General features: G+C 36.2%; 21 protein-coding genes, 1 tRNA gene, 1 other RNA gene, 1 riboswitch and 1 other annotated feature. Of the genes, 5 read left to right on the top strand and 18 right to left on the bottom strand.

The window, feature by feature from the left end; genetic code table 11:
- Nucleotides 1–269 precede the first annotated feature (269 nt).
- From NiCM35_RS26345 to tadA, 7 genes are all read right to left on the bottom strand, one after another.
- Nucleotides 270–533, bottom strand: coding sequence for a pro-sigmaK processing inhibitor BofA family protein (locus NiCM35_RS26345; RefSeq protein ID WP_047944838.1), 264 nt, complete (start codon nucleotides 531–533; stop codon nucleotides 270–272).
- A gap of 255 nt (nucleotides 534–788) precedes the next feature.
- Nucleotides 789–1,007: a YaaL family protein gene (locus NiCM35_RS26340; protein WP_095334361.1), complete on the bottom strand. Its 219-nt coding sequence runs from the start codon at nucleotides 1,005–1,007 to the stop codon at nucleotides 789–791.
- A 19-nt stretch (nucleotides 1,008–1,026) separates the two neighbouring features.
- Nucleotides 1,027–1,623: a recombination mediator RecR gene (gene recR / locus NiCM35_RS26335; protein WP_016205308.1), complete on the bottom strand. Its 597-nt coding sequence runs from the start codon at nucleotides 1,621–1,623 to the stop codon at nucleotides 1,027–1,029.
- Nucleotides 1,624–1,634: 11 nt separating this feature from the next.
- On the bottom strand, nucleotides 1,635–1,955 hold the full coding sequence (locus NiCM35_RS26330; protein ID WP_047944843.1) for a YbaB/EbfC family nucleoid-associated protein: 321 nt from the start codon (nucleotides 1,953–1,955) through the stop codon (nucleotides 1,635–1,637).
- 78 nt (nucleotides 1,956–2,033) lie between these two features.
- A complete protein-coding gene (gene dnaX, locus NiCM35_RS26325) occupies nucleotides 2,034–3,740 on the bottom strand; it encodes a DNA polymerase III subunit gamma/tau (RefSeq protein ID WP_095334359.1) in 1,707 nt (568 codons plus the stop codon).
- Nucleotides 3,741–3,948: 208 nt separating this feature from the next.
- An RNA gene (gene ffs, locus NiCM35_RS26320) (signal recognition particle sRNA large type) lies at nucleotides 3,949–4,213 on the bottom strand.
- Between the two features lie 85 nt (nucleotides 4,214–4,298).
- The gene (tadA, locus tag NiCM35_RS26315; RefSeq protein ID WP_095334358.1) at nucleotides 4,299–4,811 is read right to left on the bottom strand and encodes a tRNA adenosine(34) deaminase TadA; all 513 of its coding nucleotides are present in this window, start codon (nucleotides 4,809–4,811) and stop codon (nucleotides 4,299–4,301) included.
- 171 nt (nucleotides 4,812–4,982) lie between these two features.
- Between tadA and NiCM35_RS26310 the strand changes: the two genes are divergently transcribed.
- Entirely contained in the window at nucleotides 4,983–5,546 is a 564-nt protein-coding gene (locus NiCM35_RS26310) for a cysteine hydrolase family protein (RefSeq protein WP_123258658.1), read from the top strand.
- A gap of 34 nt (nucleotides 5,547–5,580) precedes the next feature.
- Nucleotides 5,581–6,867, top strand: a complete 1,287-nt coding sequence (locus NiCM35_RS26305; protein WP_249879490.1) for a glycosyl hydrolase family 18 protein — start codon at nucleotides 5,581–5,583, stop codon at nucleotides 6,865–6,867.
- A gap of 127 nt (nucleotides 6,868–6,994) precedes the next feature.
- On the opposite strand, the gene NiCM35_RS26300 is transcribed toward NiCM35_RS26305, so the two are convergent.
- Genes NiCM35_RS26300 through NiCM35_RS26280 form a run of 5 tightly spaced genes read right to left on the bottom strand, consistent with a single transcriptional unit; the run spans nucleotide 6,995 to nucleotide 10,689 of the window.
- Nucleotides 6,995–8,002 (bottom strand): ThiF family adenylyltransferase, encoded by a 1,008-nt coding sequence (locus NiCM35_RS26300; protein ID WP_433780896.1) that lies wholly within the window; start codon nucleotides 8,000–8,002, stop codon nucleotides 6,995–6,997.
- The gene (locus NiCM35_RS26295; RefSeq protein WP_123260159.1) at nucleotides 7,999–8,772 is read right to left on the bottom strand and encodes a thiazole synthase; all 774 of its coding nucleotides are present in this window, start codon (nucleotides 8,770–8,772) and stop codon (nucleotides 7,999–8,001) included. The genes NiCM35_RS26300 and NiCM35_RS26295 overlap by 4 nt, the downstream gene beginning before the upstream one ends.
- Nucleotides 8,769–8,972 (bottom strand): sulfur carrier protein ThiS, encoded by a 204-nt coding sequence (gene thiS, locus NiCM35_RS26290; protein WP_095334353.1) that lies wholly within the window; start codon nucleotides 8,970–8,972, stop codon nucleotides 8,769–8,771. The genes NiCM35_RS26295 and thiS overlap by 4 nt, the downstream gene beginning before the upstream one ends.
- A gap of 15 nt (nucleotides 8,973–8,987) precedes the next feature.
- Nucleotides 8,988–10,103, bottom strand: a complete 1,116-nt coding sequence (gene thiO / locus NiCM35_RS26285; protein WP_433780895.1) for a glycine oxidase ThiO — start codon at nucleotides 10,101–10,103, stop codon at nucleotides 8,988–8,990.
- Nucleotides 10,075–10,689 (bottom strand): thiamine phosphate synthase, encoded by a 615-nt coding sequence (locus NiCM35_RS26280; RefSeq protein ID WP_095334351.1) that lies wholly within the window; start codon nucleotides 10,687–10,689, stop codon nucleotides 10,075–10,077. The genes thiO and NiCM35_RS26280 overlap by 29 nt, the downstream gene beginning before the upstream one ends.
- A 131-nt stretch (nucleotides 10,690–10,820) precedes the next feature.
- Nucleotides 10,821–10,930, bottom strand: a riboswitch (TPP riboswitch).
- Nucleotides 10,931–11,212: 282 nt separating this feature from the next.
- Between NiCM35_RS26280 and NiCM35_RS26275 the strand changes: the two genes are divergently transcribed.
- Entirely contained in the window at nucleotides 11,213–11,872 is a 660-nt protein-coding gene (locus NiCM35_RS26275; RefSeq protein WP_095334350.1) for a deoxynucleoside kinase, read from the top strand.
- Nucleotides 11,850–12,521, top strand: a complete 672-nt coding sequence (locus NiCM35_RS26270; RefSeq protein WP_061801295.1) for a deoxynucleoside kinase — start codon at nucleotides 11,850–11,852, stop codon at nucleotides 12,519–12,521. The genes NiCM35_RS26275 and NiCM35_RS26270 overlap by 23 nt, the downstream gene beginning before the upstream one ends.
- A 207-nt stretch (nucleotides 12,522–12,728) precedes the next feature.
- Here the strand turns inward: NiCM35_RS26270 and NiCM35_RS26265 are convergent.
- From NiCM35_RS26265 to guaB, 6 genes are all read right to left on the bottom strand, one after another.
- A tRNA-Ser gene (locus NiCM35_RS26265) sits at nucleotides 12,729–12,821 on the bottom strand.
- A gap of 162 nt (nucleotides 12,822–12,983) precedes the next feature.
- Complete coding sequence (gene serS / locus NiCM35_RS26260) at nucleotides 12,984–14,264, bottom strand: serine--tRNA ligase (RefSeq protein ID WP_095334349.1); 1,281 nt, start codon at nucleotides 14,262–14,264, stop codon at nucleotides 12,984–12,986.
- Between the two features lie 93 nt (nucleotides 14,265–14,357).
- Nucleotides 14,358–14,583: a binding site (T-box leader), on the bottom strand.
- A gap of 51 nt (nucleotides 14,584–14,634) precedes the next feature.
- Nucleotides 14,635–15,240 (bottom strand): pyridoxal 5'-phosphate synthase glutaminase subunit PdxT, encoded by a 606-nt coding sequence (gene pdxT / locus NiCM35_RS26255; RefSeq protein ID WP_433780894.1) that lies wholly within the window; start codon nucleotides 15,238–15,240, stop codon nucleotides 14,635–14,637.
- A gap of 1 nt (nucleotide 15,241) precedes the next feature.
- Nucleotides 15,242–16,123, bottom strand: a complete 882-nt coding sequence (pdxS, locus tag NiCM35_RS26250) for a pyridoxal 5'-phosphate synthase lyase subunit PdxS (RefSeq protein ID WP_123258654.1) — start codon at nucleotides 16,121–16,123, stop codon at nucleotides 15,242–15,244.
- A gap of 192 nt (nucleotides 16,124–16,315) precedes the next feature.
- Nucleotides 16,316–17,647 carry a D-alanyl-D-alanine carboxypeptidase family protein gene (locus NiCM35_RS26245; RefSeq protein WP_433780893.1) on the bottom strand — a complete coding sequence of 444 codons (1,332 nt, stop codon included), beginning with the start codon at nucleotides 17,645–17,647 and terminating at the stop codon, nucleotides 16,316–16,318.
- A 172-nt stretch (nucleotides 17,648–17,819) separates the two neighbouring features.
- Nucleotides 17,820–19,286, bottom strand: a complete 1,467-nt coding sequence (gene guaB, locus NiCM35_RS26240; RefSeq protein ID WP_095334345.1) for an IMP dehydrogenase — start codon at nucleotides 19,284–19,286, stop codon at nucleotides 17,820–17,822.
- 113 nt (nucleotides 19,287–19,399) lie between these two features.
- On the opposite strand from guaB, the gene NiCM35_RS26235 reads away from it, so the two are divergent.
- Nucleotides 19,400–20,362, top strand: coding sequence for a YaaC family protein (locus NiCM35_RS26235; protein ID WP_095334344.1), 963 nt, complete (start codon nucleotides 19,400–19,402; stop codon nucleotides 20,360–20,362).
- Nucleotides 20,363–20,452: the final 90 nt, after the last annotated feature.

The raw sequence follows: 20,452 nt of genomic DNA, 5'->3' as shown, positions 1-20,452 counted from the left end.
TCACAAATACATATTATATGTCAAATACTTTTTTTAAAAGCATTTCCAGTGATTAAGCTAACCAATCTGGCGACTTTTTATATATTATCACCCTTTATATATGAAGTCAATACTTTTTAATAGTATTTTATCTTTATTCCCAAACCCTGTTTTAAATTAATAAAATCAGCTCACAAATAAAAGAGATTAACTATAAATCCTCACAAAGCTTTCTCTCCTTTGTTCTGAATTTAGATAATCTCCTTTTCGAGTATCATTATACGTTTTAATTATATAATATATAATTGAATCGCTACTAATGCTGCTACTCCTGGAATCCCCAATATTCCTGATACGGTGGAGGTTGCAAAATTAATTGGCACATGTATACCATATTGATTACCGACCGTATTTAGGAAAAATAAAAATAACGCACCTATCATAATTTTTATAATACCTTGTCCAATCATTCTAAGTGGTTTTATTGGTGTACCGACTACTAACAACAAAATAACCAACCCAATGACAATAGATATAATAACAACCGGGCTCACTGTCCATCCTCCCTTATTATGCTTGTATTTATAAATATGTATCATTTCCATAAATAAGACCTAGGATGGACAACTTTTCATTTTAATTAGCACTTTTCAGCCATGTGCTTATTCACTATCAAAGTTAAAAAGATCGATGTAAAAATAAAAGAACCGAATAAAAGATTCTGATATGCTCCCCATTAGGTAGACTGATTTAAAAAATACAATCTGTTATATAATGGGGAGCAGTTCATTCTTCACTCGGCCTGCTTATTATTTCAATAAATTTATTTTTCTTTGTTTTGCTTCTTTAAATAAGAAAAAATACTTTGCCTCTGATAATTTAGCTCCACTAATTACTTCATCGGAAGGATCAAAACTCTTATCTAACAAACTTTTATCATTTAACCATTCTTTTTTTAAATGACTAAATTGAACTAATAGCTTCTCATCAAATTCCTTCCTTAACTTTCCTTTTTTTCGAAAGAACATCCGCTAGCCCTCCTGTACCTTACACTTCTCTTCGACCTTCTAACGCTTTAGATAGTGTAACCTCATCTGCATATTCTAAATCTCCACCTACCGGCAAACCATGAGCAATTCTTGTGATTTTAATACCTGATGGTTTGAGCAGACGAGAAATATACATAGCTGTCGCTTCTCCTTCTATATTCGGGTTTGTTGCCATAATAACTTCTTGGGCCTCATCATCCTGCAATCTCTTTATCAAAGAAGGTACATTGATATCTTCTGGTCCAATCCCATCCATCGGAGAAATAGCCCCGTGGAGAACATGATAAAGTCCGTTATATTCTTTCATTTTTTCCATTGCAATGACATCTTTTGGATCTTGTACTACACATATAATACTTCGATCTCTTCTACTATCTTCACAGATATAGCATGGATCTTGATCCGTAATATGACCACATACAGAACAATAAGTTAGGTTTCTTTTCGCATTAACTAATGCTTTCGCAAAATCCAGCACGGTATCTTCCTTCATATTTAATACAAAAAAAGCCAGTCTAGAGGCCGTTTTAGGCCCAATGCCTGGCAATTTCATAAAGCTGTCAATTAGCTTTGATATAGGTTCAGGATAGTGCATAATCTCCCCCCTTAAAACATTCCAGGAAGGTTTAATCCTTTTGTAAACTGACCCATTGTAGAATTTGTTAATTCATCCGCTTTTTTCAAAGCATCATTTGTTGCAGCTAAAACTAAATCTTGCAACATTTCTACATCTTCTGGATCTACAACCTCTTCCTTAATAATCACATCAATAATTTCTTTATGACCAGATACAACAACAGTTACCATTCCGCCGCCTGCTGTTCCTTCAATCTTTTCTTCACCAAGCTGTTCTTGCGCCTCTGCCATTTTCTTTTGCATCTTTTGCATTTGTTTCATCATATTTTGCATATTTCCCATTCCACGCATATATACTACCTCCAATTTATAGTTTCCATTGGTTTTTACATAATAGATTACTTACATATATAACCAATAGGTTCGAAATTAATCCTTCACTTCTAATAATTCTTCACCAAATAATTTTATCGCTTCTGATACAACGGGGTTATCTTGCCGCTCTTCACCGTCTCCTTCTTCAGAAGCTTCTAGGTGCTGGGAGCTATTGAGAAATTCTTCTCTAATGTTTAGCCATTGCTCTTCAGGGACTCCTAATAAATTATACCTTTTTCCAAGGAGTTGATACAAAGAATTAGTGATTGTCTCTATAAATTTAACATTATCTAACGCCATTTGACAGTGGATTTCATATTTAAATTTAATAATAATGGAATCCGTTGATGCAGCAACTGGTTCTGCTTCATTCAACAATGCAGCTTGCGATCTCATTTGGTTTTGCACAAGAGTATTCAGCATAGCTCCCCAATTACTCTTTATACTTTGCAATTCTTGCTTTGTTGCATTTTTTAGTGTTTCTGTTATTTTCCCTAAAGGTGCTTGAAATCCTTTTCTATTTGTTCTTGTTTTTTTCTGTGTTGGCTGCGTTTCTGCGACTACAGTAACACCTTTTTGCTTAATATTCGCCAATTCTTCTTCTAAAGAAGATACCTTACTCAGCAAAGATTGTATTTCTGGAATGTTTACATTAGATTGCCCAGATATGTTTGGTGCTTCCAACTGACATAATTTCACAATGGCTACTTCTAAAAAGATTCTCGGATGGTTTGTCCAGCGCATATCTTGCTGTGTTCTATTCAGCAAATTTATAAGCTCATAAATTTGTTCATGTGTATGTGTTTCTGCAAGATCTTTAAAATCATCATCCAATAAAACCCTTTCTAAGGATTCCTCTAAATTAGGAGCCGTTTTATAAAGTAGCATATCGCGATAGAAAAAGATGAAATCTTCAATAAAACGATTAGAGTCCTTCCCAGCAAGAAGTAATTCATCTAAAGATTGGAGCCCTCTTACCGTATCTCCATCTAAAATAGCTCTCGACAATGTATTTAAAAAGTTTTGTGAAACAGCACCCGTCACTGTCAAAGCATCTTCAACCGTAACTACTTCATTACTATAAGAAATCGCTTGATCTAGTAAACTTAAAGCATCACGCATTCCACCATCTGCTGCTCTTGCAATCATTTGTAATGCTTTTTCCTCACAAGAGATCGCTGATTCATCCATAATCAATCTCATTCGATTGACAATCGCTTGCGATGTAATTCGTCTAAAATCAAACCGCTGACATCTTGAAATAATGGTTAAAGGAATTTTGTGAGGCTCAGTAGTGGCTAAAATAAAGATTACATGTTTAGGGGGTTCCTCCAATGTTTTTAAAAGCGCATTAAACGCTCCAATTGACAGCATATGAACTTCATCAATAATATATACTTTGTAAGGTACAGAGCTAGGAGCAAATTTCACCTTATCTCTTATATCCCTTATTTCTTCTACTCCATTATTGGAAGCAGCATCTATTTCAATTACATCAGGGATAGTACCATCTGTAATTCCTCTACATGCATCACATTCATTACAAGGTTCACTAATTGGTGCTCTCTCACAGTTAACTGCTTTCGCTAATATTTTCGCTGCACTTGTTTTCCCTGTCCCTCTCGGCCCAGAGAACAGGTAAGCATGAGAGATTTTTTGTTGAAGAAGGGCATTTTGCAATGTCTTTGTTACGTGTTCCTGCCCTACTACATCAATAAACTGTTGAGGACGCCAAACCCGATATAAAGCTTGATAGTTCATAGTACCCTCCATTTTTTATTTTCTTTTTTATTATAGCTTATCCGTTTATATTTTTACATCCATAATAGCATACATAAAGACATGGAAATAGTTATTCTCTTCGAAAAAGAGAATAACTATTTCCAAACAAAAGGAATGCAGCCATTCCCTTTAACTTACAAAAAAACTCATCCACATAGGATGAGTTTTGTATGTATAATTATAACTGCCGTGCACCTTTCATCGACTGGCACCCATAAGCGTTACTTAAGTAGTTAGCTCGGTCCAGGTAACCCTGCGGCACATGGGGGTGTCCACTTAATGCTGCTTCCTTCCGGACCTGACATGGTTCATGGATTCCCATTGCGCAGGACCCGGACGTCAACACCACTTACTTAAGGCAGACCCTACAGGATACCAGCCTCAGAAAGGAATTCAGCCTCGCTAGAGCGGATTGCGAGTACAGGGCACCGCTACCTCCCCGCTTAGCACGACAAAATTGATACCGAAATATTAGGTGTCCTAAGACACACTCTTAGTATACTGATAATGGACGGAAAAATCAACATAAAGCATTTGTTAATTATTGTAAGAATCCAAAACACTTGTCTTCCGTTCCTTTTTCTTCTTCCTTCGGTTTCTTATTTCGCGAAAAAAAGAAGTTAATAACTGTCCACACTCTTCTGCTAATACACCCGTAATTACTTCACTTTGGTGGTTAAATCGGTCATCTTGAAGTAAATTCATAAAAGTACCAGCACATCCTCCCTTTGGATCCGCTGCACCATAAACCACCCTTGGAATTCGTGACAGCAGGATAGCTCCAGAACACATAGCACAGGGCTCTAGCGTAACATAAAGCGTGGCTTCCTCTAGTCTCCATGTTCCTAATACTTCACACGCCTTCTCAATAGCAAGCAATTCAGCATGAGCAATGGCAGATTGGTCTGTTTCTCTTAAATTATGTGCTCTAGCAATTACTTCCCCTCTATAAGCAACAACTGCACCAATCGGCACTTCTCCTATTTCCGCAGCCTTCTTTGCTTCCTCTATAGCTATTTTCATAAATAATTGATCTTGGTTTATTTCCATAATTACAGCCCACCTATATATAAACACAAAATTTGTAATGAAAATCCTTCTTTTACTTAAACTAAGAAAATCAATTCTATTTTCCAACTAACCCATGCTGGAAGTTAGTTTATCTTCCAGCACACTAGCTAATTTTTTATTCTACCATCTTACATAGAAAAGGAGAACCATATGGAATCATCTGACACAGCACTCTTAATTATTGATATGATAAATGACTTTCGTTTTGTGCATGGAAATATTTTAGCAGAAAAAACATTAATAATTGCAGAGCATATTCAACTGCTTAAAAAACAATGCAAAAAAGAAAAAATACCGATTATTTATATCAACGACCATTATAATCTATGGCAAGCTGAATTGAATAAAGTAATTGATTATTGTAGAAATGAAAAAAGTGAACCTATTATTGATAAAATCAGACCAGATGATACCGACTATTTTTTAATCAAACCAAGACATTCTGCCTTTTATGGCACAGCTTTATATACCCTACTTCATCAATTGCAGGTTAAAAACCTTATCCTTACCGGAATTGCCGGAAATATTTGCGTTTTATTTACTGCTAATGATGCCTATATGCGAGAGTACCCGCTTCTTATTCCAGATAATTGTATTGCTTCTGTTGATAATGAAGATAATCAATATGCTATTCGCATGATGAAAAATGTCATGAATGCAAAAATATTTACATTCAATGAAAATACAATCATTTCTGCTCTTTCTTCCTCATAAACTGTAATAATGTATCCTGTCAGGAGGGAAGAATATGCAAATTCACGTTGTCCGTAATAATCAAACATTAACAGGCATTGCAGCTGCATACGGTACTACGGTTAATGATATAGTAGAAGCGAATGATCTACCAAATCCAGACCGATTAGTAATAGGGCAAGCACTCGTTATCCCTATTATCGGTAGCTTTTATTGGGTTCAATCTGGAGATACGCTTTGGTCTATTGCTCAACGGTTCAGGTTGAATTATGAGCAATTAGCTTCTATCAACTCTATTGCTGTTAACCAACCTTTACAAGTTGGTTTACGTTTATATATTCCCGAGAGGCCGAAAAGACCGGTCGAGTCTAACGCATATGTAGAACCACGGGGTACATATGTCGCACCTAATCTTGAGGAAAGTGCACGAGAAGCAGCTCCTTATTTAACCTACCTTGCACCGTTTAGTTTTCAAGCATTACGAGATGGCGGTTTAAAAGAACCACTTCTTAATAATTTCCCTGAAATTGCCCAGAGAAATAATAATGTACTTATGATGGTTATTACGAATCAAGAAAATGATCAATTCAGTGATGAGCTCGGACGAATCCTATTAAATGAGGAAACTATTCAAAATAACTTCCTCCATAATATTGTGACGACCGCAAAGAAATATGGATTTCAGGATATCCATTTTGATTTTGAATATTTACGCCCGGAGGATCGGGAAGCCTATAATCGTTTTCTCCGTAGAGCGAAAAATCGTTTTTCCCAAGAGGGTTGGCTAATATCTACTGCTTTAGCTCCAAAAACTAGCGCTACTCAAAAAGGAAAATGGTATGAAGCACATGATTACAGAGCACACGGAGAAATTGTCGATTTTGTCGTTATCATGACTTATGAATGGGGGTATAGCGGGGGGCCCGCTATGGCTGTTTCTCCTATTGGACCAGTTAGAGATGTTTTAGAATATGCCATCACGGAGATGCCTCCCTCTAAAATTATGATGGGGCAAAATTTATATGGTTATGATTGGACCCTTCCCTTTGTCGAAGGAACAGTAGCAAAAGCACTTAGCCCTCAAGCAGCCATTCAACTTGCAGCTGATTATAATGCGGAGATACTATATGATCAAAAAGCACAGGCTCCCTATTTTAAATACACAGACAGTGAAGGCAGGCTGCATGAAGTGTGGTTTGAGGATGCTCGTTCTATTCAAGCAAAATTCAATTTAATCAAAGAGTTGGATTTAAGAGGAATTAGTTATTGGAAATTAGGTTTAGCCTTTCCCCAAAACTGGCTTTTACTTGCCGATAATTTTCACATAACAAAAAGAACATAGTCAACTTATTTTCACTTAAAAAACCTGTATGATTCGGCTCAACACCTGTAACACCAAGTAGACTAATTGCAGTATATTGATAAAAAAAAGGAAAGATCTTATCAAATAGCTCTTTCCTTTTTTAACCCTATCCAATCAATCTCGCATAAATGGATTTTGCTACACTTATCTCTGATGTTCCATGAATGATCGCACGCCCATCTTCAAAAAGAATCACCCGATAATCATCATATTGAAAAGACACTAAATAAGGATTGGCAATTAAGTTTTGGACAAGGGCCTTCCATTGCTTTGAAAGCACATAAAGATCCAATCTCTTTGACGTAGCAGGGCGAATATGAACAGCATCCCTCCCACATAACACCGCTGCTTTTGTTTGATTTTGAAAAGACAAATACGGAAAATCTGCTCTTCCTCCGCATGTAGGACACTCAAATTTTTTTAGCTTTTCGACATTCATTTCCGCATATTCCATTTTCCAAATATCAAAAGAACGTAGTACCGGCAATAACTTTTCACCAGAAAGAATTTGTATGGCTTGCGATACTTGCATAGCAGCAACCCACTGAACAATAGGACTGATAACCCCTGCGGTATCACAGGTTATTTCCTGGGAAGGGAGCTGTTCAATTAAACAATGAAGACATGGCGCATTCTCCCCTGCGACTGGATAGGAAAGCCCATAGCTTCCTACACATGCCCCAAAAAGAAATGGTATTTTCAGCTTAATCGCAGCATCATTTATGACTAATCTTGTTTCAAAATTATCGGTACCATCTATTAGAATAGAAGCACCCTCTATAAATTTTTCGATTGTATGACAGTTTATATCCGCCACCACTGCCTCTATAAGCGTATGACTGCTAATATCCTTTAATCTCCTTTTTGCCGCAACAGCTTTAGGGAGTTTATCGGCTGCATCCTCTTCCGTATAGAGCTGTTGCCTTTGCAAATTGCTCTCTTCTACGTAATCACGATCGATAATAGTCAGTCTTCCTATTCCTGCTCTTACCAGCATCTCAGAACTAGCTGATCCTAAGGCTCCTGCCCCTAAAATAACAGCATGACTAGCTTCAATATTTCTTTGTCCCTCTTTACCAATAAATAATTCCTGCTTTAAAAAACGACTAGTCAAGATGGAATCATCCCCGCAATCGGACTACTTGCAACACCATAATTCTTCTCGATTATTCTCCCTGCTTCATACCCCAATCTTCCAGCTTCTATAGCTAATTTCATCGCCTGAGCCATTTTAACTGGATCAGATGCATTCGAAACCGCTGTATTTAAAAGTACCCCATCTGCGCCAAGTTCCATTGCATATGCTGCGTCCTTTGGCGAGCCAATTCCTGCATCCACAATAACAGGTACATTACTTTGCTCGATAATAAATTGTAAATTTAGCGGATTGATAATTCCTTTTCCTGACCCAATGGGGGAAGCACCTGGCATAATAGCATGTACACCTAACTGTTCTAACCGTTTTGCCAGCACAACATCATCAGAGGTATAAGGCAACACAATGAATCCCTCTTCTAATAATTGTTCAGATGCCCTCAAAGTTTCTATCGGATCCGGCAGCAGCGACTTATCACAACCGATTACTTCTACTTTAATCATGTCACATAGTCCAGATGCCTTTGCGAGTTTAGCAATTCTTACCGCTTCTTCTGCAGTCTTCGCTCCCGCAGTATTCGGAAGGAGAGTATAACGCTTTAAATCCAGCTGTTCCAAGAAATTAGGCTGTGATTTTTCAAATATATTCATCCTGCGTACCGCAAAGGTTAGAATCTCACTTTCTGATACTTCTACCGCTTTTTTTTGTATTTCAAATGATGGGTATTTTCCTGTCCCAAGTAACAAACGAGACCGAAAGGTACGATTTGCTATTGTTAACATTTTCATCCTCCTCCAACAAAGTGAATTAGTTCTACTCTATCGCTTTCTTTTAATACATGTGTTTGGTACTGTTCTTTTTGCAAAATATCCCGATTTATTTCTACTATGACAATACGATTATTTAATTCAAAAAAGTGTAGGAGATCCTCTACCGTAACAACCTCTTTAGGCAGCTGTTGTTCCTTACCATTCAATTGTATATTCAATTACTCCCCTCCCCATCAGACTAAAATACGTCGCTCAACTTTAAAGGCATCTAGCCATTCGCTTTTTACAGGCATACCCAATATTAAATCTCTAATCATCTTTCCTGTTATAGGAGCTAAAAGAATTCCATTTCTTTGGTGTCCAGTTGCAAAATACAAGCCTTTCATTTCTGGATGCTCACCTATAAATGGATAACCATCATACGTTTGTGGTCTTAGGCCAGCCCACGCTCTCTTCCACTTCATCCTTCCAACTTCTGGTATCATTTCCTTTGCTTTTTGTATAACTTCCTCTATCCCATCAAGGGAAGGTTCCTCACTCCATTCATTCCATTTTTTCGTTGCTCCAATAATGAACTCCTGATTATTTCTTGGTACAATGTAAAATTGATTATGAAATACGGAATATTGCAAGGGAAATCCTTCATTTTCTACAGATACACATTCTCCCTTAACCGGGGTAATTTCGTGTGATAACCCTAATTGCTGAAAGAAGTAATTGCTCCATACTCCACTTGCAATGACTACATTTTCTGCGAAAAAAGCACCTTGCGACGTTTTTATGACATAATCTATCCCTTTCTTTTTGACTCCTAATACACGGGTATATTCATAAACTTCTGCTCCGAATAGCTGCGCTCCTTTACTTAAACCATTACATGCTATCAATGGGGTGATATGTACATCCTCTTTCAAAAATGCTGCTCCGAAGATAGCGCTAGAAAGCTGGGGAACCATTTTCCTTGCTAGTTCAGCATCCAGCCATTCCACGGATGATAGGGCCAAAATAGGTTCTAGTTCCCCTTTTTCTTCCTCTGAATAAGCAAGCTTTAATAAACCGCCATTTCTTTTCTCAAAATCAATAGCAGTAAGCTCCCTTATCTCCTCATAAAGCTCCTTATATAAAAGCTGACTACTTCTTGCAAATGGATAGAGTTGCTTAAACTCTTTATATTCAGAGTGAGCGCCAAGCATCCCAGCTGCTGCGCTTGTTGATTTCCCACCTATTGTATTTGCTTCTAATATGGCGACCTTCCTGTTTTCTTTTGCTAAATAGTAAGCAATAGAACTACCAATAATTCCTCCACCTACAATAACGACATCAAATTTTTTGGATTCCACACTCTTCACATCTTTCCCTTAGTCGTTGTACTGCTTTTAATGGCTGAGACGCTGAAAATATAGCAGACATAATCGCTACTCCATCTACACCTAAACTTGCTAATTTACCGACTCGTTCTTCAGTTATTCCACCTATAGCATAAATAGGAATAGTTAGATCTCTCTTTATATCAGTGATCGATGGCAACGCGATAGGTATCTTTCCTTTTTTACTGTCAGTCGGAAAACAATGGCCATATATCACATAATCAGCCCGAGCATTTTCTGCTATGATTGCTTCCTGTTGACTATGAACAGATACACCTATAGATAATGTTGGATAAATATTTTTTACTGGTTGAATAGGTAATCCATTGCCTGGTAAATGCACATGTCTTAAAGAGAGCAATGCTGCAACGTCTAGGCGGTCATTTATGATTATTTTCTGAGCCGGTACCCCTTCCTTAAGCAGCCTCTCACCAAGTAAATAAATTTCTTTTGGGCTTTTTGCTTTCTCTCTAATTTGCACATAATCCACATATGGGTGAATTTCTAATAATATGGAGGAGAGTCTTTCAAAGGAATGTTTATTATCTGTTACAGCCATTATCTTCATTTCATCATCTCCCAACTATTAATTCAGCATTTAAATATTAAATTTTAAAAAGAAAACACAAAAAACCACTTTCCCAAGCAGAAAGTGGTTAATAAATTACACCTAATGAAAAAAGACCATTAGGCACACATATTTAAAGGTATCCACTTTCCTACGCAGGTACGAACCTGTTCAGGTTTTAAGGGTTTAAAAGTAACTACTTTATTCTCAGCCCTTATCAAGGGATCCCCTAGTGTGATTCAATTATAAACTTTACCCATATAATACCATAGACTGATAATTTAGCAATAATAAAATTCTCAATTTTTCCACTTTTAAAGTTCGCCTAAAATCTAAAATATTTTTTTTAGGAAAAAACAAGCATATGTCCACATTCTCTTCCATGTGTTAAAATGACTCTTGTACTATTTTTATTACCTACTAAAAGAAGCAATCATTAGAAAAGCTGTTGTCGGATGATAGCCATTATTTTTGCAGCCTAAAAAAGTTCGCTTCTCAAAATAAAAGAACTGGAGGGACAAGTGTGAATAGTATCCCTTTTATTACAGTAGAAGGACCTATCGGAGTGGGAAAAACTTCTTTAGCTAAATTGCTCTCAGAGTATTTTCAATACGAACTTCTTAAGGAGATTGTAGAGGAAAATCCCTTTCTCGGAAAATTTTATGAAAACATTGATGAATGGAGTTTTCAAACAGAAATGTTTTTCTTATGTAATCGATTTAAGCAATTAAACGATACAAGAGACCATTACTTAAATAAAAACATACCTGTAGTTGCAGATTATCATATATTAAAAAATCTCATTTTCGCAAAAAGATCCTTGCAGGATAGTGATTTAGACAAATATATTCGAATATATGACGTGTTAACAGAAGACCTGCCGATGCCGAATATTATTATTTATTTACATGCAAGTTTAGATACACTTATGGCACGAATCAAAAAGAGAGATAGAGACATCGAAAAAAATATTAGTCCTCTTTATCTAGAACAACTAGCATCTGATTACGATGTTGTCATGAATGACTTCAAAAAGAATAACCCACAGATCCCAGTATTAGATTTCAATGGAGATACATTGGATTTTATTCAAAACAAACAAGACTTAGTAAAAATTATAGACGCAATAAAAGAAACTTTAAATATAGGAGCCTTTAATCATGAATCTACGAACAAAATATAATATTCCGAGTAATTCTGTTATTACAATTGCTGGGACAGTTGGCGTAGGAAAATCTACCTTAACAAATGCATTAGCAGATGCCTTGCAATTTCGGACTTCCTTTGAGAAAGTCGACACAAACCCATATCTTGATAAATTTTATCACGATTTCAGCCGCTGGAGTTTTCATCTGCAAGTATATTTTTTAGCAGAACGATTTAAAGAACAAAAGAGAATCTTTGAGTATGGCGGCGGATTTATTCAAGATCGTTCCATTTATGAGGATACCGGTATATTTGCAAGAATGCATTACGAAAAAGGAACCATGTCGGAAGTAGATTACGAAACATATACGAGTCTTTTTGAAGCGATGGTTATGACTCCTTACTTCCCCCATCCAGACCTTTTAATATACCTAGAAGGCTCTCTCGAGGACATTTTACAGCGTATTGATCGAAGAGGCCGCGAAATGGAAAAGCAAACGCCAATTGATTATTGGAAAGAGATGCATGGAAGATATGAGAAATGGATTGATTCTTTCTCCGCATGTCCAGTTCTTCGTCTAAATATTAACGAATATGATGCAATTGCTGGCAGCCAATCTATCGAACCTATAATAGAAAAAATAGGTACTATTCTTCAACATAAAAACTATAGCAAAAAAGCGTAGAAGGACTTTCCACGTTTTCCTTTTACAGCCAGACATTCACTAGAAAGCCTGGCTGTAAGGGAAAACAAAGGAAAATCCTTTTTATTTATTCATTCAATGATTTTACTAACTTTATAAAAAAAGCTTATAAAACATAAAAAACCTGCTACCGTAGTAGCAGGTCACATATATCTCCAAATATTATGCGCAATGTAAAATATAAAATCATGGAGGAGGAAAGGGGATTCGAACCCCTGCGCGGTTTGACCCGCCTGTCGGTTTTCAAGACCGATCCCTTCAGCCGGACTTGGGTATTCCTCCATCAGACAAATAATAATATATCATCTATTATTTCATAAGTCAACTATATTTTTCATTTTTTTATTTTTTATTTTTCTAATAAAGGAGCTAGGAAAAATAGTTGACCTCCAAAGAATATACAATCCCTCTAAAGAGGTCAACCCTTTTTAACTGTTTGCCCTATTATTCAGGGGCAATTACTTCTCTATTTCTCATATATGGTCGTAGTACTTCAGGAATTACCACACTGCCGTCAGCTTGCTGATAATTCTCTAAAATCGCAGCAACTGTTCTTCCGATAGCAAGACCAGATCCGTTTAATGTATGCACATGCTCCGGTTTTCCTTTAGGCTCTCTACGGAAACGAATATTAGCTCTTCTTGCTTGAAATGCTTCAAAATTACTGCAAGAAGAAATTTCACGGTACATATTGTAGCTTGGAATCCATACCTCTACATCATATTTCTTGGCGGCTGTAAACCCTAAATCACCTGTACACATGCTCAATACACGGTATGGTAAACCTAGAAGCTGTAATACCTTTTCGGCATTTTTTGTTAAAGATTCTAACTCTTCATAAGAATCCTCTGGCTTAACAAATTTAACTAGCTCAACTTTATTAAATTGATGCTGTCTAATTAATCCCCTAGTATCTCTTCCAGCAGATCCTGCTTCTGAACGGAAGTTTGCACTAAATGCAGCATACTTGATTGGTAATTGATCCCCATCCAGTATTTCATCTCTATGCAAGTTCGTTACTGGTACTTCAGAAGTTGGAATTAAGAAATAATCTTCTTTTTCTATTAAGAAAGCATCTTCCTCAAACTTAGGTAATTGGCCAGTTCCTGTTAAGCTAGCTCTATTTACTAAGAATGGGGGGATAATTTCTTTATAGCCATGTTCCTCTGTATGCAAATCAAGCATGAAATTAAATAACGCTCTTTCTAGTTTTGCCCCTAATCCTTTATAAAATACAAAGCGGCTTCCTGTCACCTTCGCTGCTCGTTCAAAATCAAGTAAATCTAAATCTGTTGCAACATCCCAGTGAGGCTTTGGTTCAAAATCAAATTTTCTAATTTCGCCCCATTTTCTAATTTCAACATTATCATCTTCCGTATCTCCTACTGGAACACTTTCATGAGGGAGATTTGGAATACCAAGCATGATTGTTTGTAATCTTTCTTCTACATCGCGGAGCTCGTTATCATATTCTTTAATTTTTTCACCAACTTCTCTCATTTCACTGATAAGAGCTTCTGCATCTTTTTTCTCTCTCTTTAATACAGCAACTTGCTGAGAAACCTCATTTCGTTTACTTTTCAGCTGCTCTGTTTCAACGATTAACTCTCTTCTTCTTACATCCAATGCTTCAAAATTATCAAGCTCTGATAAGTCTTCTCCTCGATGCTGTAACTGACTTTTTACAAAATCAAAATTAGCACGAACAAATTTGATATCTAACATTACTATTCCTCCTATGTTTTATTTCTACATGCAATCTACTGTTACACACCCTGTGACCTTAATCTTTTTTGCAAATAAAAAACTCCCATCCCCAAAAGGGACGAGAGTTACCCGCGTTACCACCCTAGTTAAAAGCATAAAACTGCTTTTCACCTTAAAGATCATAACGGTTTTTAGCCGAAAACAATTACTTGCAGCATATGCGTTCCTTGTTTTTACTCTAGGATGGATTCGCAGGCTTTATTCACCGATTCGCACCAACCATCGGCTCTCTTTAAAGAATAAGTAACCTGTTACTATTTCCTATCATAGTAGATTCCATATATTAGTTGCATTTATCTTACTATAATTATTTCCGAAATTCAACAGCTTATGCAAATAAGTGTTGCTTCGCTTCTATCGCCATTTTAATAAAATAACCAGTTAAGCGATGATCCTCCGTTAACTCAGGATGGAAAGAACATCCCAAGAACTGAGCTTCCCGTGCTGCTACAATACGATCATTATGTTTAGCTAAAACCTCAACATTTTCACCAACACTAACAATATGTGGTGCTCGGATAAATACAGCAGTAAAATCCTCCGCGACCCCAGCAATATCTAGGTTGGCCTCAAAGCTCTCCTTTTGTCTCCCAAAGGAATTACGCTCCACTTGTACATCCATTACACCAATATGAGGCTTATCATAGCCTTTAATGGAGTTTGCTAATAAGATTAACCCTGCGCATGTCCCAAACATTGGTTTCCCTGTCTTAGCAAATGCCTGCAGCTCCTCCATAAGTTCATATTTATCAATCAGTCGTCGCATGGTTGTACTTTCTCCACCAGGGATAATAAGACCGTCTATGTCATCCAATTGTTCTACTTTCTTTACGACAATCGCTTCTGCATTATTTGCTTCAATTGCATTAACATGTTCTCTAACTGCACCTTGTAAACCAAGGACCCCTATTTTTATATTTACCGTTGCGCTCATCTTACCAACCACGCTCTTGCATACGAGCTTCTGGTGCTAAACTAGATATTTCAATTCCTTTCATTGCTGTTCCAAGGTTTTTAGAAATTTCCGCAATCAACTCATAATCTTGATAATGAGTAGTGGCTTCTACTATTGCTCTAGCAAATTTTGCAGGATTATCTGATTTAAAAATACCAGAACCGACAAATACACCATCGGCACCTAATTGCATCATTAAAGCTGCATCAGCAGGCGTTGCAACACCACCAGCAGCGAAGTTGACAACCGGCAGGCGACCTAGTCTCTTAATTTCTAAAAGAAGCTCATATGGAGCTCCTAAGATCTTAGCTTCTGTCATTAATTCATCTTCATTCATGTAAGCAACTTTACGGACTTGCGCATTTACTTTTCTAATGTGACGGACTGCTTCCACAATATTTCCCGTTCCTGGTTCCCCTTTTGTACGAAGCATAGAAGCACCTTCGCCGATACGTCTTGCTGCTTCTCCAAGGTCACGACAACCACATACAAATGGAACAGTATATTCATTTTTATTTAAATGAAACTCTTCATCTGCTGGAGTTAGAACTTCACTCTCATCAATATAATCCACACCCATAGCTTCAAGCACTCTTGCTTCGACAATATGACCAATACGCGCCTTTGCCATTACAGGGATTGTTACAGCATTCATTACTTCCTCTACAATCGTAGGATCAGCCATTCTAGCAACTCCGCCAGCTGCACGAATATCGGAAGGAACACGTTCAAGAGCCATAACAGCTACCGCCCCTGCTTCCTCTGCAATCTTGGCCTGTTCTGCGTTGATAACATCCATGATTACTCCGCCTTTTTGCATTTCAGCCATTCCACGTTTTACTCTATCAGTCCCAGTTTTCATTGTTTGCCCCCTGTAAAGTATCTTTTTCAATTTTAATTATCTTAATCTTTCGAATAAAATTATTATTCCCTACTGAAAATAAACAATAAAAAAGAGCTTCTGTCAATACAGAAGCTCTTTTTCTTTCAATTTCCATAATATATGCGATTTATCTAGTTAATTATTGTTCTTGGCTATTTAAATCGTTTTTAATTAAAACCAGCCTTTTACTGTATCAGAAACACTTCCCCATACATTCGCGAAGAATGAACCAATTCCACGCATTGCCAAAACAAACCAATTTGCCTTTTCAACTGTTTCGTTTGCCACTAAATCTACTTGTGCTTTCTCTTTTCCGTCATTTGTTAGGAATGGCACATCTTTTCCGTCTTTCGTTTGCACTGTTACATAGCCAACCTTATCTCCTTTTTTAATTGGAGCTGTTAGTTCGCCATCTTTATTTAATTTCTTCTCATCTAATACAACCTTGGCAACATAGTTTTCTTTCTCATTGTTTTTGATTACTAAGTTAACGGCATCTTTTGTTCCAATGCTTACTTTATCTTCTTTTCCTTTTATAACATCAATCGTTTTATTTTTTGCATCTACGTAATTTTCTGGAAGTACCTCTTCAGTAGAAAAATTATTAAAAGCAAAGTCTAAAACTTTTCTTGCTTCTGCAAAACGAGAATTCTTTGTTTCACTTTTCATAATAACGACGATATATCGATGATCCCCTTTTTTTGCAGTAGCGGTAACATTAAATTTAGCATAATCAGTAGAACCTGTTTTTAATCCATCTACACCCTCATATCCATAAATTAGAGAAGGAATTAACCAGTTAAAGTTTTTATATTCTCTTCCATCTCTAAACTTTAAGCTCGGCATACCAGATGTTTCTAGTATTTCTGGAAAATCATTGATTAAACGATATGCTAGCTTGGCAACAGCCTTAGCTGACATTTTGTTTTCATCTTTTTCAGTTCCAGCTGGGATATTTCCCAATAAATCACTGTTATTTAAACCGGAAGAGTTAACAAATTCGAAATCTTTTAATCCTAATTCCTCGGCTTTTTTATTCATTACACTAATATAATTTTTCTCTGTACCAGCAATTAATTCTGCCAATGCAACAGTAGCTGCATTTCCTGAATGGATTGCCATTGCTTCATACAATTCTTTAACTGTATACTCTTCTCCTTCAGTTAACCCTACATTGGATAACTCCGGAGCTCCAGATAATCTGTGAATATAATTATTTATTTTTACCTTTTGATCCCAAGAAATTTTCCCGTTCTTTATCGATTCCAGAACAATATATTCTGTCATCATTTTTGACATGGAGGCAACTCCAAGGAGTTCATCTGTATTTTTTTCATATAATATTTCCCCGGTATTAGCATCTACCAGTATAGCTGCTCCTGCATTTAATCCTAGTTCGTCCTTTTCAGCAGCATTTGCTTGATAGGGTAGAACCGTTGATAGTGTACTTAAGAATAGTACAGCAATGATGAATGACACCGTCCACTTTTTTACTTGTTTCAATATTAAAACCTCCAAAACTATTTTATCTATTAATCTATCTTTATTTTTTAAGTTAATTATTTCCCTTGTACAGTTTAACATAAAAAAAATAAAAAAAATAGACAGTGACATCATTCACTGTCTAAAGTAAATTAAGGAAACTTTCCATAAACTAATATGGCACTAGCTTTGTTTATGAAAGGGAATAGTTTGGTGCTTCTTTTGTAATTTGAACATCATGTGGATGACTTTCTCTTAAGCCAGCACCTGTCATTTTTACAAATTGTGCATTTTCTCTTAATTCATATAAATCTTTTGTTCCACAATATCCCATACCTGAACGGATACCGCCTACTAATTGGTAAATAGTATCGGAAAGTGGTCCTTTATAAGGAAGTCTGCCCTCAATTCCTTCCGGAACAAACTTTTTATTATCTTCTTGGAAATAGCGATCCTTTGATCCCTTTTCCATTGCAGCAACAGAGCCCATTCCTCTATATACTTTAAATCTTCTGCCTTGGAAAATCTCTGTTTCCCCAGGGCTTTCAGAAACACCTGCAAGTAAACTACCTAACATCACCGCATGTCCACCTGCAGCCAAAGCTTTTACAATATCACCAGAGTATTTAATTCCTCCATCTGCAATAATTGATTTACCATGCTTTCTTGCCTCGGTAGCACAGTCATAAACTGCTGTAATTTGAGGAACACCTACACCAGCAACTACACGTGTTGTACAAATGGAACCAGGTCCAATTCCTACTTTCACAATGTCTGCTCCAGCTTCGATTAAAGCTCGTGTTCCTTCTGCTGTAGCTACATTACCAGCAATAATAGTTAAATCAGGGTATGCATTCCTAATATCTCTGACACCCTCTAGCACACCTTGTGAATGGCCATGAGCAGTATCAATGACAACTACATCGACATTAGATTTAACAAGCAGTTCAACCCGTTTTAATGCATCGTTTGTTACACCAACTGCAGCCCCAACTAATAATCTTCCTTGAGAATCTTTTGCTGAATGCGGAAATTCAATTACTTTTTCTATATCTTTAATGGTGATTAATCCCTTTAATACACCCTCTTCATCGATTAAAGGTAATTTTTCAATCTTGTATCGTTGTAAGATTTTTTCTGCTTCCTCTAACGTAGTTCCTACAGGAGCCGTTACTAAATTTTCTTTCGTCATAACATCCGAAATTTTAATGGAAAAGTCTTCAATAAAGCGAAGGTCACGGTTAGTAAGAATACCTACTAGTTTTTGCTCTTCGTTGTTATTAACAATTGGCACACCGGAGATTCTATATTTACCCATTAGATGCTCTGCATCAAATACTTGGTGTTCAGGAGTTAAAAAGAAAGGATCTGTGATTACACCACTTTCTGAGCGTTTTACTTTATCTACTTGCTCAGCCTGTTGCTCGATGGACATATTTTTATGAATAATACCTAATCCACCTTGTCTAGCAATAGCAATAGCCATTTCTGCTTCTGTTACAGTATCCATTCCTGCACTAATTAGCGGAATGTTTAAATTTAAATTTTTCGCTAATTGTACTTTTAAGCTTACATCACGAGGCAAAACTTCTGATTTAGCTGGAATTAAAAGCACATCATCAAACGTTAATCCTTCTTTAGCAAATTTACTTTCCCACATTTTAACGCCTCCATATTGTTAAAAATATTATTAGTAGGTTATCAATTGGACAAAATACTGTCAAGGTCAGTTTAATATGTTTAACTTTTCAAAAAATTCAAGGAGGCTAACAAATGTCCAAATTCTATAAAGGATGGAGCTCATATAGTTGTTTTTTTTCAGCGGAATATACCCAAGATTTTCTAAAAAAATGCTATCGCAATTTACATATATCTGATATAGACTCTAAAAGTTATCAGAATTGTTATCCCTTTATGTACTTTTTAGAACATGGCAAATTGTATTATCACCAAGCTGCAAATGCTCCAATGAGTATTCAGCCCATTCTTTTATTTTATGGTCTTGTTCATTTAATAAAAGCATGTTTGCTTACGATCGATCCTAATTATCCAAACTCCACCTCTGTTCTTGCACACGGAGTTTCAACAAGAAAACTAAAAAAACAACAGTATTTATTTTTCGAAGATGAAGTAAAGATTCAAAAAAATGGACTTTTCACTTATATGGCTGAAAAAATGTTTGCCTGCAAAAATTTAGAAGGGGAAAAAATAAAAATGGGACATCTTTTAAGTCATATCCCGGAATTATCTAACTTATTTCAAGTATTAGAAGGAAAACCAACCTTTTTTAAAGTACATGATCAAGCAGCTAATAAAATTATTATTTCGAATCAAATATTAGATTTATACTATATGAACATAAATCACTTTAAAAATTACTTAGAAAGGAATCATAGTATACAATTAGAGGAAATAGAAGAGAATAAAAGCGAGTTGACCATTCGCCTGTTAGAACCGCTCAAGCAAGGAAGTTTTATTAAATGGGATAGTAAAGAAGAATCTTATGCCGTTTCTGCTGATAAAGAAAAAACTTGTTTATCCAATGAATTATTAAGCCATTATTTAATCCTATATAACCTTAGTATGATTGCGCGGTATGAAATTGAATGGTGGAGTGAACTATTAAAGACGATGCCAAATAAAGACTATCCCTTTATAGAATCTTTTTTACAAGTTTCCTCAGAAAAAGGTCCTGAATTAATTTATCAATTTTTAGAGAATCTAGCCATAAGTTAAGATTTACAACATTTCTGCCCAAGACATATTTGCTCATTAAAAGGCGATTTTTATTTTAAATAAAAAAAGCATCTAACGAATAGATGCTTT

The sequence above is a fragment of the Niallia sp. M35 genome (assembly GCF_050971705.1).
Lineage (GTDB): Bacteria > Bacillota > Bacilli > Bacillales > Cytobacillaceae > Niallia > Niallia circulans_A.
The sequence above is the reverse complement of the archived record's forward strand: the minus strand, read 5'-3'. Positions and strand labels throughout refer to the sequence as shown.

Coding starts and splice junctions, on each gene's coding strand:
- NiCM35_RS26270 (WP_061801295.1), top strand. CDS start 11,850: ATGAATCTACGAACAAAATATAATATTCCGAGTAATTCTGTTATTACA.
- serS (WP_095334349.1), bottom strand. CDS start 14,264: ATGTTAGATATCAAATTTGTTCGTGCTAATTTTGATTTTGTAAAAAGT.
- NiCM35_RS26340 (WP_095334361.1), bottom strand. CDS start 1,007: ATGTTCTTTCGAAAAAAAGGAAAGTTAAGGAAGGAATTTGATGAGAAG.
- NiCM35_RS26330 (WP_047944843.1), bottom strand. CDS start 1,955: ATGCGTGGAATGGGAAATATGCAAAATATGATGAAACAAATGCAAAAG.
- pdxT (WP_433780894.1), bottom strand. CDS start 15,240: ATGAGCGCAACGGTAAATATAAAAATAGGGGTCCTTGGTTTACAAGGT.
- tadA (WP_095334358.1), bottom strand. CDS start 4,811: ATGGAAATAAACCAAGATCAATTATTTATGAAAATAGCTATAGAGGAA.
- pdxS (WP_123258654.1), bottom strand. CDS start 16,123: ATGAAAACTGGGACTGATAGAGTAAAACGTGGAATGGCTGAAATGCAA.
- dnaX (WP_095334359.1), bottom strand. CDS start 3,740: ATGAACTATCAAGCTTTATATCGGGTTTGGCGTCCTCAACAGTTTATT.
- guaB (WP_095334345.1), bottom strand. CDS start 19,286: ATGTGGGAAAGTAAATTTGCTAAAGAAGGATTAACGTTTGATGATGTG.
- NiCM35_RS26310 (WP_123258658.1), top strand. CDS start 4,983: ATGGAATCATCTGACACAGCACTCTTAATTATTGATATGATAAATGAC.
- NiCM35_RS26235 (WP_095334344.1), top strand. CDS start 19,400: ATGTCCAAATTCTATAAAGGATGGAGCTCATATAGTTGTTTTTTTTCA.
- NiCM35_RS26295 (WP_123260159.1), bottom strand. CDS start 8,772: ATGAAAATGTTAACAATAGCAAATCGTACCTTTCGGTCTCGTTTGTTA.
- NiCM35_RS26280 (WP_095334351.1), bottom strand. CDS start 10,689: ATGAAGATAATGGCTGTAACAGATAATAAACATTCCTTTGAAAGACTC.
- recR (WP_016205308.1), bottom strand. CDS start 1,623: ATGCACTATCCTGAACCTATATCAAAGCTAATTGACAGCTTTATGAAA.
- NiCM35_RS26305 (WP_249879490.1), top strand. CDS start 5,581: ATGCAAATTCACGTTGTCCGTAATAATCAAACATTAACAGGCATTGCA.